Genomic DNA, 14,482 nt, shown 5'->3' on the forward strand with positions numbered 1-14,482 from the left:
CGCACCGGGCGAAAGCCCGAGTACGTCCAGTACGAGGGCTTCCGCCCGGTACGCCGAGAGCACGCACCAGACGCCGCAGGGCCCGCCCTCCGGGCGGACGACGCCAACCCGACGACAGGCCCTAGGGTGGACCGCGTGACGGAGACGGGGGGCCGCCGGGGACCTGTGCTGCCCGCGGGCCGGTGGCGGCGGCCGATGCGGGTGCTGCACGACGACCTGTGGAACTTCCGGCCGGATCCGCTGCCCGTGTCCGTGTGGCTGCGTTGGCTGCCGCACGGCCTGCTGTGCCTGGCCGCGTTCGGGGTCACCCTCGGCGGTACGGCACAGCTCGGGGACGACGGGCACCTGGAGCCCGGAGCGGCCTTCGTGATCGCCCTCGCGCAGGGTGGTGCGATCGTGCTCGCGCTGTGGCGGCCCGTCGCGGGCTGGTGGCTGTCGATGGCGGGGACCGTGGTGGGCGCCGCGGCGCTGCACGGCAGACTGGCCATGGTGGCCGACGTGACGTTCACCTGGCCCTGGACCGCGGCCGGCATCATCGCTCACCTGCTCGTCCTGCTGCTGCTCGCGCTGCGCGTGCGCACCCGGGTCTCGGCCGAGGCACTGGCCCTGACCGCGCTGGTCACCTGGCTCCTGCAGGGCGTGTGGGGCGGCCCGCAGTACCAGCCCACCGGGGTCGTCGCCGTCATCCTGTCCACGGTCGTCGTGGTGCTCGGCGCCGCCCTGCGCGGCCGCCGGGTGGCCCGCGCCGAACTCGTCCAGCAGACCACCCTCACCACCGAGGAGCGGGCCCGCCGCACCCTGCTGGAGGAGCGCAGCCGTATCGCGCGGGAACTGCACGACGTGGTCGCGCACCACATGTCGGTCATCTCCATCCAGGCACAGGTGGCCCCGCATCTCGTCGAGCATCCGTCGCCGGAGCTGGTCGAGAACCTCGCGGGCATCCGGCAGAACGCGCTGGAGGCGCTCACCGAGCTGCGCCGGGTGCTCGGAGTGCTGCGGTCGGAGAACCCCGAGGACCCCTACGGCCTGGGCGACCCCGGCACCGGTACGGCACCGGACGCCCCCCAGCCCACGCTCGACCGGCTCGACGCGCTGATCGAGAACACCCGGGCGGCCGGACTGGACGTGACCGCCGAGGTCGGCGGTGTGGTGAGGCCCTGCGCCCCGGGGGTGGAGCTGTCGGCGTACCGGATCGTGCAGGAGGCGCTGAGCAACGCCCTGCGGCACGCGCCGGGTTCGAAGGTGCGCGTCGAGGTCGCGCACGGCCCGGACGGACTGCGGCTGGCGGTGACCAACTCCCGCCCGCGCCGCCCCGTACCGCCCTCCCCGGGCGCCGGGCACGGGCTGCTCGGGATGCGGGAGCGCGCGGCGATGCTCGGCGGCCACGTCACCGCCGCCGCGGCCCCGGACGGCGGCTTCGCGGTCGCGGCCTTCCTCCCCCGGGACGGCGTCCCGCCCGCCTCCCCGTCCGACGCGCTCGATCCGCCCGACCCGCCCCACCCGTCCACGACAGGAGACCAGACGCCATGACGAGCGGCGCCGGCACCATCCGCGTACTCATAGCCGACGACCAGCAGATGGTCCGGCAGGGCTTCACCGTGCTGCTCGACACCAAGCCCGGCATCCAGGTGGTCGGACAGGCGGTGCACGGCCTGGACGCGATCGCCAAGGTCCGCGAACTGGTCCCCGACGTGGTGCTGATGGACATCCGGATGCCCGAGCTGGGCGGCATCGAGGCGACCCGCCGCATCACCACCGACCACCCGGACATCAGGGTCCTGGTGCTGACCACCTTCGACCTCGACGAGTACGTGTACCAGGCGCTGCGCGCGGGGGCCTCCGGGTTCCTGCTGAAGGACGCCTCGGCCGACCAGCTCGCCGAGGCGGTCCGGGTGGTGGCCGCCGGGGACGCGCTGCTCGCACCGGGCATCACCCGCCGGCTGATCGCCGAGTTCTCCCGGCTGGACGGCACCCCCCGGCCCCCGCTCATGCGGCGGGTCGGCGACCTGACCGAACGGGAGACGGAGGTGCTGACGCTGATCGCGCAGGGCCTGTCGAACGCGGAGATCGCCGGGCGGCTGGTGGTGGCCGAGCAGACGGTGAAGACGCACGTGGGCCGGATCCTGGTGAAACTGGGGCTGCGCGACCGCACCCAGGCGGCCGTCTTCGCCTACGAGTCGGGCCTGGTGCGGCCGTCGGGATACTGACGCACGGCGCGCCGTAGTACTTCAGGGGGACGGCCGAGGACCCGTCTCCGAGGTGACGACCGCGGCGCCGGCTCGGCCTACCGTTGCCCACGTGACCGAGACGACGCACACGCAGACGACCCCGGCGGGCGGAGCCGAGCGGCCGCGCAGCCCCGAGTGGCGGCTCGCCGTGGACGCCCTGCGCGGCCTGCGGCAGGACCTGTTCGACGACGCCTTCGCCTACCGCCCGCTGCCCCGGACACGGTCCGTCGGCCGCTCCGGCCGTACGACGCGGTACACGGGCTGGACACCGCACGCCGTCGTCGTCGGCCTCGGCGCGCTGGCGATGCTGGTCGCGCTGGCGAGCACGAGCGGCTCCGGTCTGCCGTCGCTGCTGTGCGCGCTGCTGGCGCTCGGACCGGTGCTGCTGACCCTGGTGCGCCCGGTGGGCGCGTTCTGGTTCTCGCTCGCCGCGACCACGGTCGTCTCCGTCGTCGGCGGGGCGACCGGCATGGACTGGCCGTGGGGCCCGGGCAGCTTCGTCTCACATCTGGTGGTGCTCACGGTGGTGGCGATACGCACCCGTCCGCGCACGGCGGCCTGGATGTGGGTGCTCACCGCGGTCTACGGCTTCGTGACCGACACCCTCCTCGGCTGGGACCGCTACGACACGGACGTGGCCCCGATGCTGCTCCTGTCGGCGCTGTCCCTGCTGGCCGTCACCGTCCGGCACATCCGCCGGCAGGCCCAGCGCGAGGTGACCGCCCAGCAGACGGTGACCGCGGCGGAGCGCTCCCGGCGCACCCTGCTGGAGGAGCGCACGACCATCGCCCGCGAACTGCACGACGTGGTCGCGCACCACATGTCGGTGGTCGCCATCCAGGCCGAGGCCGCGCCGTACCGGGTGGAGAACCCGCCGGAGGAGCTGGAGAAGGCGTTCGCCACCATCCGGGAGAACGCGGTGGCGGCGCTGACCGAGCTGCGCCGGGTCCTCGGGGTGGTCCGCGCGGAGGACTACGAGGCGCCGGACGGCCCGCAGCCCACCCTCGCCGACCTGGACCGGCTGCTGGCCAATGTGCGGGAGACCGGTCTCGACGTGGAGAAGGCGGTGACCGGCGCGGTGCGCGAACTGCCGCAGGGCGTGGAGCTGTCGGCGTACCGGATCGTGCAGGAGGCGCTCAGCAACTCCCTGCGGCACGCGCCGGGCGCGGCCGCCCGGGTGGAGATCGGGTACGTGCTCGGCGGCCTGGGCCTGCGCGTGGTCAACGGCCCGCCTCCCGCTCCCGACCTGGTCAAGCCGTCTCCCGGGGCCGGGCACGGCATCACCGGCATGCGGGAGCGTGTCACCATGCTGAACGGCGAGATGACGGCGGGCCCGGCGGCCGGCGGGGGGTACGAGGTGACGGTGTTCCTGCCGGTGCCGGCGGACATCGCGATCGAGGGTGAGGCATGACGATCCGCGTACTGATCGCGGACGACCAGATGATGGTGCGCGAGGGCTTCTCTGTCCTGCTGAACGCGATGCCGGACATCGAGGTCGTCGGCGAGGCCGTCAACGGCCGGGAGGCGGTCGAGCGGGTGCGTGAACTCGCCCCGGACGTGGTGCTGATGGACATCCGCATGCCCGAGCTGAACGGCATCGAGGCCACCCGGGAGATCGTCGCCGCCGACGGGGCGGCGAAGGTGCTGGTGCTGACCACGTTCGACCTGGACGAGTACGTGTACCAGGCGCTGCGCGCGGGGGCCTCCGGGTTCCTGCTGAAGGACGCATCCGCCCGCCAACTGGCCGACGGTGTCCGGGTGGTGGCCTCCGGCGAGGCCCTGCTCGCCCCCTCGGTGACCCGGCGGCTGATCAACGAGTTCTCCCGGCTCGCTGACTCCCCGCGCCTGATGCCGTCGGCGCAGGCGGCGTACGGGGAGCTGACGGAGCGGGAGACCGAGGTGCTGGTCCTGATCGCGCAGGGCCTGTCGAACGCGGAGATCGCCGGACGGCTGGTGGTGGCCGAGTCGACGATCAAGACCCATGTGAGCCGGATCCTGGTGAAGCTGGGCCTGCGGGACCGCACCCAGGCGGCGGTGTTCGCGTACGAGGCGAGGCTGGTCACACCGGGCTGAGCCGGGCTAGCGTCCCTCCATGGCCACTGCCGCGGACCTCGCTTTCGACCCCTGGGACCCCGGGTTCGTCGCCGACCCGTATCCGGCCTACGCCGGGCTGCGGGCGCGTGGCCGGGTGATCCGGTACGAGCCGACCGACCAGTGGCTCGTCCCGCACCACGCGGACGTCTCGGCGCTGCTGCGCGACCGCCGCCTGGGCCGCACCTACCAGCACCGCTTCACCCACGAGGAGTTCGGCCGGACCGCGCCCCCGCCGGAGCACGAGCCGTTCCACGTCCTCAACGACCACGGCATGCTCGACCTGGAACCGCCGGACCACACCCGGATCAGGCGCCTGGTGTCGAAGGCGTTCACCCCGCGCACGGTGGAGCGGCTGAGGCCGTATGTGCACGGCCTGGCGAACGACCTGGTGGCGAACCTGGTCGAGGCGGGCGGCGGCGATCTGCTGACGGACGTCGCGGAACCGCTGCCGGTGGCGGTGATCGCCGAGATGCTGGGCGTCCCGGAGGCGGACCGGGCGCTCTTGCGGCCCTGGTCGGCGGCCATCTGCGGGATGTACGAGCTGAACCCGTCCGAGGAGACGGCGGCGAGCGCGGTCCGGGCCTCGGCGGAGTTCTCCGCGTACCTCGCGGAGCTGATCGCGGCCAGGCGCGAGCGGCCCGGCGAGGACCTGATCTCGGGTCTTATAGCGGCGCACGACGCGGGCGACCGGCTGACCGAGCAGGAGATGATCTCCACGGCGGTGCTGCTGCTCAACGCCGGCCACGAGGCCACGGTCAACGCCACGGTGAACGGCTGGTGGGCCCTGTTCCGCAACCCCGGCCAACTGGCGGCCCTGCGCGCCGACCACTCCCTGATCCCGTCCGCGGTCGAGGAGCTGATGCGCTACGACACCCCGCTCCAGCTCTTCGAACGCTGGGTGCTGGACGACATCGAGATCGCCGGGACGACGATCCCCAGGGGCTCGGAGATCGCCATGCTCTTCGGCTCCGCCAACCACGACCCGGCCGTCTTCGCCGACCCCGCCCGCCTCGACCTCACCCGCCGGGACAACCCGCACATCTCCTTCAGCGCGGGCATCCACTACTGCATCGGCGCCCCACTGGCCCGTATCGAGCTGGCCGCCTCGATGACGGCCCTGCTGGAACAGGCCCCGACCCTCGCCCTGGCGGCCGAGCCCCGGCGCAAGCCGAACTTCGTGATCAGGGGGCTGGAGGGGCTGAGCGTGGAGGCCCGCTGATCACCCGGCCGGCCGGAGCGCTCAGCCCGCCAGGTCCCGCCGCCGCAGGGCCGCCAGCCCCGCCGCGACCAGCGCCACCGCCAGGCCGGTGAGGACGAGGACCGGCCCCCACTCCATCGCCGCGCCCGGCAGCTTCGGCAGGTGGCCGAAGGGGGAGAGGTCCAGCACGATCCGCGGCGCGTCCAGGGCGGGGCCGACCCAGCCGATCAGCAGGACCGCCACCGCGACACCCCAGGCGGCCGGTGCGAGCCGGGGGGCCGCGCCGTACAGCAGCACCGCCGCTCCGCCGATCACCCACACCGCCGGGAGCTGCACCAGGCAGGCGCCCAGGACCGGGACGACCTCCTTGCCGTAGCCGACGGCGAAGCCCAGGCCTGCCAGGGCCATGATCAGGGCCGAGCCGCCGAAGGCGATCGTCAGATGGCTCGCGGCCCAGCGCAGCCGTCCCACCGCGCACGCCAGCACCGGTTCCGCCCGGCCCGAGGTCTCCTCGCCGTGCAGGCGCAGCACCGAGGCCACCACGTGGAGGGCCGCGATCAGGCCGAGCATTCCGGTCATCGACGCCAGGAACGCGTCGGTCAGGCCGCTCTGCCCGCCCATCCGCTCGAAGATCCGCCGGGCGCCTTCGTTGTCGCGGACCAGGTCGGCGGCGCCGTCGGTGAGACCGCCGTAGACGACCCCGGCGAGGAGGAAGCCGATCGACCAGCCGAGCACACCGCCCCGCTGCAGCCGCCAGGCCAGCGCGCCCGCCGTGCCGAGGCGGCCGGCGGCCGGGCCCGGCCGGGTGGTCAGGAAGCTCATGCCGATGTCCCGGCGTCCGGCGAGCGCGTGCGCCACCACCGCCTGCGCGGCGATCGCCGCCATGAACAGGGCGAGTACCCACCAGCGTTCGTCCGCGAAGGACCGCAGGTTCTCCAGCCAGCCCAGCGGCGACAGCCACGTCAGCGGCGAGGAGCCGTCGTCCGTCGCCGAGTCGCCCGCCGCGCGCAGCACGAACGCGGCCCCGAGGACGGCCGCCGTCAGACCCCGGGCGAGGCGTGCGCTCTCCGTGAGCTGGGCGACGATCGCCGCCATCGTGGCGAAGACCATGCCGACGCCGGCGAGTCCGAGACCGAAGGCCAGGGCGCCGCCGGCGCCCTGGCCGGCCAGACCCGCCGTGACCAGCAGCGCCAGGGCCGCGTCGGCGACGGCCGCCGCCAGCAGCGCCGCCGTGAGGGAGGCGCGGCGGCCCACCGCCCCGGACGCCACCAGCTCCTGCCGGCCGCTCTCCTCCTCGTCCCGGGTGTGCCGTACGACGATCAGCAGGCTCATCGCGGCCGCGAGCGCGGCGGCGTACACGCCCACCCGCCAGGCGGTCAGCGCGCCGACCGAGGTGTCGTAGACCGGGCCGATCAGCGCCCGGAACGAGGCGTTGCTCTCCACCTGGTCCACCAGGCCGGTGCGTTCGGCGGTGGTGCCGTACAGGCTCCGCAGGGTGCCCGGCATGGAGAGGACCATGAGGGCGTTCACCGCGACCCAGACCGGGGTCGTCACCCGGTCCCGGCGCAGCGCGAAGCGCAACAGGGTTCCCGTGCCCGCCAGTTGGCGGGACCGGACGGAGGTCCGAACCGCGAGCGTGGTCATCGCGCCACCTCGTTCCGCTCTGCGGGCTCGGCCGGTCCGGCCGGTTCCTCCTGGTAGTGCCGCAGGAACAGCTCCTCCAGCGTGGGCGGCGTCGAGGTCAGCGACCGTACGCCCGACTCGCCGAGCTGCCGCAGCACCCCGTCCAGCTTGTCGGTGTCGACCTGGAGCCGCACCCGTCGGCCCTGGACGTCGAGGTCGTGGACGCCGGGGAGGTCCGCCAGCCCGTTCGGCGGGCCGGCGAGTTCGGCGCTGACGCTGGTGCGGGTGAGGTGACGCAGGTCGGCGAGCGAACCGCTCTCCACGGTGCGGCCGCCCCGGATGATGCTCACCCGGTCGCACAGCTCCTCCACCTCGCTGAGGATGTGCGAGGAGAGCAGGACGGTCCGGCCCCGGTCCCGTTCCTCCGCCACGCACCGCTGGAAGACCTCCTCCATCAGCGGGTCCAGGCCCGAGGTCGGCTCGTCCAGGATCAGCAGGTCCACGTCCGAGGCGAACGCCGCGACCAGGGCGACCTTCTGCCGGTTGCCCTTGGAGTAGGTGCGGCCCTTCTTCGTCGGGTCCAGCTCGAACCGCTCGGTCAGCTCGGCGCGCCGCCGCGGGTCCAGGCCGCCGCGCAGCCGGCCGTAGAGGTCGATGACCTCGCCGCCGGACAGGTTGCGCCACAGGGTCACGTCGCCGGGGACGTAGGCGATACGGCGGTGCACCTCCACCGCGTCCGCCCAGGGGTCGCGGCCCAGCACCCGCGTGGCGCCCGCGTCGGCGCGCAGCAGGCCGAGCAGGACGCGGATGGTGGTGGACTTCCCCGAGCCGTTCGGGCCGAGGAATCCGTGGACCTCGCCGGTCTCGACGTCCAGGTCCAGGCCGTCCAGCGCGTGCGTACGGCCGAAGGACTTGTGGAGGCCGGAGACCGTGATTGCCTTCGTCATGTTTCGCAACGTACGCTTCTTTCACAAATTTGTGAAGTTAAGGAACCGTATAAACTGCGATTGGGTGTCGTGATGATGTGCGACGGTGGTGCTGATCAGGGGAGATGAACCGGGAATGACGGAGCGGGCGGACAGGGCCGAACGGCCCGGGGCGGCGGACCGGCAGGCCTCCCGGGAACCGGAACGCGACCCGGAGGCGGTCTCCCGGTTCGTGGAGCACTTCGCGGCCCAGCTCGTCGAGGCGGGCGTGCCCCGGATGCCGGCCCGGGTCTTCGCCGCGCTGCTCGCCTCCGACTCCGGCACCCTGACCTCGGCCGAACTCGGCGAGCGGCTGCGCATCAGCCCCGCGGCCGTCTCCGGCGCGGTGCGCTACCTGGCGCAGGTGCACATGGCCTCGCGGGAGCGTGAACCCGGCTCGCGCCGGGAGCGGTACCGGGTGCACGGCGACCAGTGGTACGAGACCCTGACCAGCCGCGAGGCCGTTCTCAAGCGCTGGAGCCACGCCCTGCGGGAGGGCGTCGACAGCCTCGGCGCCACCACCCCGGCCGGGCGCCGGCTGGCCGAGACGCTGGCCTTCTTCGAGTTCGTCGACACCGAGGTCGCCGCGATGATGGTCCGCTGGCGTGCCCGGCGTGAGGAGCTCTTCGGCTCCCCGTGACGCCCCCGGTTCCGGACTACTCCGGCACCGGCAGGGTCAGCCCCCAGGCCCCCTCCCGTACCGTCCACGTCCGCCGCCGCACCGGACCCGACACCACCGCGTCCGCCCGGTAGCGGAAGTCCGCCCCCACGACCGTCACCATGCGCCCCGAGGCCAGCAGCGGCGACGGCTCCGCGCCGGGACCCTGCAGCGGGCGCACCTCGACTACGGCCGTCCCGCCCTCGCCCGGCGTCACCGACACCGCCTCCACGGGCTGGTCCAGGTCCACGACCGTCTCCCCGTCGACCTCCACCCGCAGCCGGGCGGGACCGGGCGCCGGCACCGCGTCGAGCCGCGCGGGGCGCGGGGCCAGCGTGCGCACCAGTGAGCGGTACCGCGTACGCAGCCAGGGGTGCCCGTCGGGAGCTTCCAACGGCCGCGCGGCGGCCGTCCGCACCGGCGGGATGCCGAGCGTGCCCAGCACCACCCCGTCGCTGTCGTCGATCAGCAGGTCGAGCCGCCGCTCGGCGCCCTCCAGCACGGCCCGCGCCGCCGCCACCGGGCCGGCCGGCACGCCCAGGGACTCCGCCAGCGCCGCCTCCCCGACCGGCACCACGGCCAGCGCGCACCCGGTCAGCTCCCGGTGCCGGTGCAACAGGGTCACCGCACGCACCAGCGCCCGGTCGTCACCGATCACGACCGGCCGCCGGGAACCCCGTCGGCCGAGTGCCCGGGCGAATTCCTCCGGGCCCTCCGGCAGACACACCTTGGTGGTCGCACCCGCGCTGAGCACGTCTTTCGCGATCCGTACGGACTCCCCGTCCCCCTGCCGTGCCGCCGGATCGATGATCACCAGCAGCTGATCGGACGTCGCGAAGGTCGCCACCTCGGTCCTGCCTCGCTTCCTCGGGTAGCATCTTTGTGCAAGAGCCCCTTGCGCTATTGCGCCAGGGGCTTCGTCTATTCCGGGGCATCCGGTCCGACGGTCGTGCGACCAAAGGCGGTCGCGGTGGTATGCGGCGGTGCACATTACGCCCACGCCCCCGACCATGGACATGCCCCGCCCGGAAGGGGTGTACGCGCGTGCCCGCACTTGTGCTGCTCGGTGCTCAGTGGGGTGACGAAGGCAAGGGGAAGGCGACCGACCTGCTCGGTGGCTCGGTGGACTATGTAGTGCGATACCAGGGCGGCAACAACGCCGGCCACACGGTCGTCGTGGGCGACCAGAAGTATGCACTCCACCTCCTCCCTTCCGGAATCCTCTCGCCCGGCTGTACGCCGGTCATCGGTAACGGTGTCGTCGTCGACCCGTCGGTCCTGCTCTCCGAGCTGAGCGGTCTGAACGAGCGTGGCGTTGACACGTCCAAGCTCCTGATCAGCGGTAACGCGCACATCATCACGCCGTACAACGTGACCGTCGACAAGGTGACGGAACGCTTCCTCGGCAAGCGCAAGATCGGCACCACCGGCCGCGGCATCGGTCCGACCTACTCCGACAAGATCAACCGCGTCGGTATCCGGGTCCAGGACCTGTACGACGAGTCGATCCTGACCCAGAAGGTCGAGGCGGCCCTCGACGCCAAGAACCAGATCCTCACCAAGCTCTACAACCGCCGCGCGATCGCCGCGGGCCAGGTGGTCGAGGAACTGCTGGGCTACGCCGAGCAGATCGAGCCGTACGTCGCCGACACCGTCCTGGTCCTCAACCAGGCGCTGGAGGACGACAAGGTGGTCCTCTTCGAGGGCGGCCAGGGCACGCTGCTGGACATCGACCACGGCACGTACCCGTTCGTCACCTCGTCGAACCCGACCGCGGGCGGTGCCTGCACGGGTGCCGGCGTCGGCCCGACGAAGATCAGCCGCGTGATCGGCATCCTCAAGGCCTACACGACCCGTGTCGGTGCCGGCCCGTTCCCGACGGAGCTCTTCGACGAGGACGGCGAGGCGCTGCGCCGCATCGGCGGCGAGCGGGGTGTGACCACCGGCCGCGACCGCCGCTGCGGCTGGTTCGACGCGGTCATCGCCCGCTACGCGACCCGGGTCAACGGCCTGACCGACTTCTTCCTCACCAAGCTGGACGTCCTCACCGGCTGGGAGCAGATCCCGGTCTGCGTGGCGTACGAGATCGACGGCAAGCGGGTCGAGGAACTGCCCTACTCGCAGACCGACTTCCACCACGCGAAGCCGGTCTACGAGACCCTGCCGGGCTGGTCCGAGGACATCACCAAGGCGAAGTCCTTCTCCGACCTGCCGAAGAACGCCCAGAACTACGTCAAGGCGCTGGAGGAGATGTCCGGCGCCCCGATCTCCGCGATCGGCGTGGGCCCGGGCCGGACCGAGACGATCGAGATCAACTCGTTCTTGTAGGAGCCCGTTCCTGTGGGGAGGGGTCGGCCGGCGCGGGGCACCCGCCCGGCCGTCCCCCTTCACCCACGAGGCCCGGACGTCACCCGGGTCGTACACGGACAGCCGGAGGGTGAACCCCCGCTGGCCCAGGTAGCGGCTCACCGTGGCCTGGCGTTCGCCGGAACTCCGTCTCCTCCGCGTCGACATCGGTGCGGATCAGCTTGACGGCGACGGTCTCGGCGTGGGCACCGGCGCGGCCTTTCGCGAGAGGTGGACCCGGCCCATGCCGCCGGCGCCGAGACGGGCGACCCGGCGGTAGGGGCCTATGCGCGGGGGGTCGTCGTGGGCCAGGGGCTGCATGGTCCGCGATCATTCCGGAGAACGACCGGGACATGGCACGTCACCGGGACCACGCCCCGGAGTCCCGGGGCGCGGTCCGGGAACGACGCGCACCCTCAGCTGAAAACGATCATCGAGCCCTGGGCCAGGGACCGGGTGGCCGCCGCGTGCAGGCCGAGCCACACGTGCCGTTCCCGGGCGAAGGGGCTGGGGTCGTACGGCGCGGGGACGGCCGGCTCCTCCAGCTCCGTGGGGGCGGCGGGGGGCTCCGGCGCCGCCGGGGGGTTGGCCGGGTCGATGCCGAGTGACGGGGCGACGTGCTCCAGCTCGCGCAGCAGGCTCTGCGAGGAGCCCAAGGGGCCGCCGCCGGCGAGGAGTTCGTCGTTGGACAGCGGGTGCGGGAAGTCGACGGGGACGTACGCGCCCGCATGGTCGTAGTGCCAGACCAGGTGGGACTGCTGGGCCGTCGACTCGAACATCTCCAGCAACTGCTCGTAGTCGCCGCCGAGTTCGTCCACCGGCGTGACCGGCAGCCCGCAGACCTGGAGCAGGTATGCCCGGCGCAGGAAGTGCAGCGCGTCGTAGTCGAAGCCGGCCACCGGGGCGACCTCACCGGACAGGCCCGGCATGTACTGGTACACCGGCACCGGCGGGAGTCCGGCCGCGGCCAGCGCGTCGTTGTAGTGCGCGAGTTCCTCGGCGAACGGGTTGTCCGGGGTGTGGCACAACACGTCCACGAGCGGTACCAGCCACAGGTCACAGGCCAAAGAGAGCTCCTCGCATCGGCAGGCGCGCGTCTCACGCACGGCAGCGGGTGGTCAGGGAAGGGTAGTCGGTGCGGGGCGGGCACAGCCCCCCTCGTGCGGGTCCCATACCCAGAGCTCACCGTGGAGTCTCCACATCCGCGTCATTCCGGCGGCAGCCGTTCCAGCAGGGCCAGCGAGTGGGCGTTGGCGGCGGCGACGATCTCCTGGGCGGCCCCGGCCTCGCGGCGGGCCAGCGCGTCGACGAGTTCGGTGTGCCCGGCCCACAGCCGGCCGCGGATGTCCGGCAGCCGGCGCAGGTGCTGCACCGCGCACACCCAGGACTGCACGCGCAGCCGGTGCAGGAAGTCGGCGAGATAGGGGTTGCCGAACAGCCCGCTCAGCTCGCGCCAGAAGCGCAGGTCGTAGCCGATCAGCACACTGAGGTCACCGGCCGCGGCGGCCCGCTGGGCCTCCTCGCCGCGCCGGCGCACGGCGGCGAGGGCCGCCACCGTCCGCGGGCTGTCCATGTCGGCGAAGGCCGGGTGGTCGACGGTCAGCGCCCGGAACATCCCGTCGGTGACCAGGCCGCGGGCCTCGAGCATCCGGCGGTAGTCGGTGAGGGAGTACTCGGGGACCCGGAAGCCCCGGTGCTGGTCGGCCTCCAGGATGCCCTGCGCGGACAGGTCGACCAGTGCCTCGCGGACCGGTGTCGCCGAGACGCCGTACTGTTCGGCGATCTCCTTGACGGTGAACGCCCGGCCCGGGGTGAGGCGGCCCGCCAGCACCTCGTCGCGCAGCGCGTCCGCGATCTGCTGGCGCAGGGTGCTGCGCGTCACGGAGCCGTTGCCGGGCATCGTCGGGGCCTCTCCTCACGCGTACGGGTGACGTACTCGCACGTACTCGCCATTCTTTACGAGCACGTCACCTTACGCGTTCGGATCGCCCCGGCGGCAGCCGTGGAAGGGCTACTCGGTGTACTCGTCGGCCGTGCTCAGCGCCGTGTCCAGGGCCGCGAGGCCCTCCTTCAGCTCGGCCTCCGTCACGTTGCACGGCGGCACCACATGGGTGCGGTTCATGTTCACGAAGGGCCACAGGCCGTTCCGCTTGGCGGCGGCCGCGAAGGCGGCCATCGGGGCGTTCGCCTCGCCGGCCGCGTTGTACGGCACCAGCGGCTCGCGGGTCTCCCGGTTCTTCACCAGGTCCAGTGCCCAGAACATGCCGGTGCCGCGGACCTCGCCCACGCTCGGGTGCCGCGCGGCCAGCTCGGCCAGGCCCGGTCCGACCACGCTCTCGCCGAGCCGCCTGGCGTTCTCGACGACGCCCTCCTCCGCCATCACGCCGATCGTGGCGACGGCGGCGGCGCAGGCCAGCGGGTGCCCGGAGTAGGTGAGACCGCCGGGGTAGGGCCGCTTGCCGAAGGTCTCGGCGATCTCCGCGGAGATGGCGACACCGCCGAGCGGCACGTACCCGGAGTTCACACCCTTGGCGAAGGTCATCAGGTCCGGCACCACCCCGAACAGGTCGGCCGCGAACCACTCGCCGGTCCGCCCGAACCCGGCCATGACCTCGTCCAGGACGAAGACGATCCCGTACTTGTCGCACAGCTCGCGGACGCCGGCCAGATAGCCGGGCGGCGGCAGCATGATCCCGGCGGTGCCGGGGATGGTCTCCAGGATGATCGCGGCGATGGTGCCCGGCCCCTCGAAGGCGATCGTCGTCTCCAGGTGCTCCAGGGCCCGCGCGGTCTCCTGCTCCTCGGTCTCGGCGTAGAAGCGGGACCGGTACAGGAACGGCGCCCAGAAGTGGACGACACCGGCGCTGCCGCTGTCCGAGGGCCAGCGGCGCGGGTCGCCGGTGATGTTCACCGCCTGCTGGGTGCCGCCGTGGTACGAGCGGTACGCCGAGAGCACCTTCGGGCGGCCCGTGTGCAGCCGGGCCATGCGCACCGCGTGCTCGACGGCGTCCGCGCCGCCGTTGGTGAAGAAGATCTTGTCCAGGTCGCCCGGGGTCCGCTCGGCGATCAGCCGGGCCGCCTCCGAGCGCGCCTCGATCGCGAAGGCGGGCGCGAAGGTCGTCATCCTCGCCGCCTGCTCCTGTATCGCGGCGACGACCTTGTGATGCTGGTAGCCGATGTTGGTGTAGACGAGCCCGCTGGTGAAGTCCAGGTACCGCTTGCCGTCGTAGTCCCAGAAGTACGACCCCTCGGCGCCGGCCACGGCGAGCGGGTCGATGAGGTCCTGCGCGGACCAGGAGTGGAAGACGTGCGCGCGGTCCGCGGCCTTCACTGCGGCGCCGGCTTCGGGATTGGGCTGAGGGGTCATGCG

Annotated in this window: 13 protein-coding genes; 7 read left to right on the forward strand and 6 right to left on the reverse strand. The window is 72.8% G+C overall.

What is annotated here, in order from left to right; translation table 11 throughout:
* Positions 1–135 precede the first annotated feature (135 nt).
* From ACZ6B1_RS19245 to ACZ6B1_RS19265, 5 genes are all read left to right on the forward strand, one after another.
* A complete protein-coding gene (locus ACZ6B1_RS19245) occupies positions 136–1,530 on the forward strand; it encodes a sensor histidine kinase (RefSeq protein WP_468779839.1) in 1,395 nt (464 codons plus the stop codon).
* A complete protein-coding gene (locus ACZ6B1_RS19250) occupies positions 1,527–2,207 on the forward strand; it encodes a response regulator (RefSeq protein WP_468779840.1) in 681 nt (226 codons plus the stop codon). Before ACZ6B1_RS19245 ends, ACZ6B1_RS19250 begins: the two co-directional genes overlap by 4 nt.
* A 91-nt stretch (positions 2,208–2,298) precedes the next feature.
* Positions 2,299–3,639 (forward strand): sensor histidine kinase, encoded by a 1,341-nt coding sequence (locus tag ACZ6B1_RS19255; RefSeq protein WP_468779842.1) that lies wholly within the window; start codon positions 2,299–2,301, stop codon positions 3,637–3,639.
* On the forward strand, positions 3,636–4,301 hold the full coding sequence (locus ACZ6B1_RS19260) for a response regulator (RefSeq protein WP_468779844.1): 666 nt from the start codon (positions 3,636–3,638) through the stop codon (positions 4,299–4,301). Before ACZ6B1_RS19255 ends, ACZ6B1_RS19260 begins: the two co-directional genes overlap by 4 nt.
* 19 nt (positions 4,302–4,320) lie before the next feature.
* Positions 4,321–5,541: a cytochrome P450 gene (locus ACZ6B1_RS19265; protein WP_468779846.1), complete on the forward strand. Its 1,221-nt coding sequence runs from the start codon at positions 4,321–4,323 to the stop codon at positions 5,539–5,541.
* A gap of 21 nt (positions 5,542–5,562) precedes the next feature.
* Here the strand turns inward: ACZ6B1_RS19265 and ACZ6B1_RS19270 are convergent, their stop codons facing one another.
* Both ACZ6B1_RS19270 and ACZ6B1_RS19275 read right to left on the reverse strand, forming a co-directional pair.
* Positions 5,563–7,164: an ABC transporter permease gene (locus tag ACZ6B1_RS19270; RefSeq protein WP_468779848.1), complete on the reverse strand. Its 1,602-nt coding sequence runs from the start codon at positions 7,162–7,164 to the stop codon at positions 5,563–5,565.
* Complete coding sequence (locus ACZ6B1_RS19275; RefSeq protein ID WP_468779850.1) at positions 7,161–8,090, reverse strand: ABC transporter ATP-binding protein; 930 nt, start codon at positions 8,088–8,090, stop codon at positions 7,161–7,163. Before ACZ6B1_RS19275 ends, ACZ6B1_RS19270 begins: the two co-directional genes overlap by 4 nt.
* Before the next feature lie 115 nt (positions 8,091–8,205).
* Between ACZ6B1_RS19275 and ACZ6B1_RS19280 the strand changes: the two genes are divergently transcribed.
* On the forward strand, positions 8,206–8,748 hold the full coding sequence (locus ACZ6B1_RS19280) for a GbsR/MarR family transcriptional regulator (protein ID WP_468779852.1): 543 nt from the start codon (positions 8,206–8,208) through the stop codon (positions 8,746–8,748).
* 16 nt (positions 8,749–8,764) lie between these two features.
* On the opposite strand, the gene ACZ6B1_RS19285 is transcribed toward ACZ6B1_RS19280, so the two are convergent.
* The gene (locus tag ACZ6B1_RS19285; RefSeq protein WP_468779854.1) at positions 8,765–9,613 is read right to left on the reverse strand and encodes a diacylglycerol kinase family protein; all 849 of its coding nucleotides are present in this window, start codon (positions 9,611–9,613) and stop codon (positions 8,765–8,767) included.
* Between the two features lie 197 nt (positions 9,614–9,810).
* On the opposite strand from ACZ6B1_RS19285, the gene ACZ6B1_RS19290 reads away from it, so the two are divergent.
* Entirely contained in the window at positions 9,811–11,094 is a 1,284-nt protein-coding gene (locus ACZ6B1_RS19290) for an adenylosuccinate synthase (RefSeq protein WP_468779856.1), read from the forward strand.
* Positions 11,095–11,528: 434 nt separating this feature from the next.
* Here ACZ6B1_RS19290 and ACZ6B1_RS19295 read toward each other — a convergent pair whose 3' ends face one another.
* The 3 genes from ACZ6B1_RS19295 to ACZ6B1_RS19305 all read right to left on the reverse strand — a co-directional run bounded on the left by ACZ6B1_RS19295 (position 11,529) and on the right by ACZ6B1_RS19305 (position 14,479).
* Positions 11,529–12,179, reverse strand: a complete 651-nt coding sequence (locus tag ACZ6B1_RS19295; RefSeq protein ID WP_468779858.1) for a hypothetical protein — start codon at positions 12,177–12,179, stop codon at positions 11,529–11,531.
* Between the two features lie 140 nt (positions 12,180–12,319).
* Entirely contained in the window at positions 12,320–13,012 is a 693-nt protein-coding gene (locus tag ACZ6B1_RS19300) for a GntR family transcriptional regulator (protein WP_468779860.1), read from the reverse strand.
* Between the two features lie 111 nt (positions 13,013–13,123).
* Positions 13,124–14,479 (reverse strand): aminotransferase class III-fold pyridoxal phosphate-dependent enzyme, encoded by a 1,356-nt coding sequence (locus ACZ6B1_RS19305; protein ID WP_468779862.1) that lies wholly within the window; start codon positions 14,477–14,479, stop codon positions 13,124–13,126.
* Positions 14,480–14,482 lie beyond the last annotated feature (3 nt).

The sequence above is a fragment of the Streptomyces sp. NPDC041129 genome, assembly GCF_055592265.1.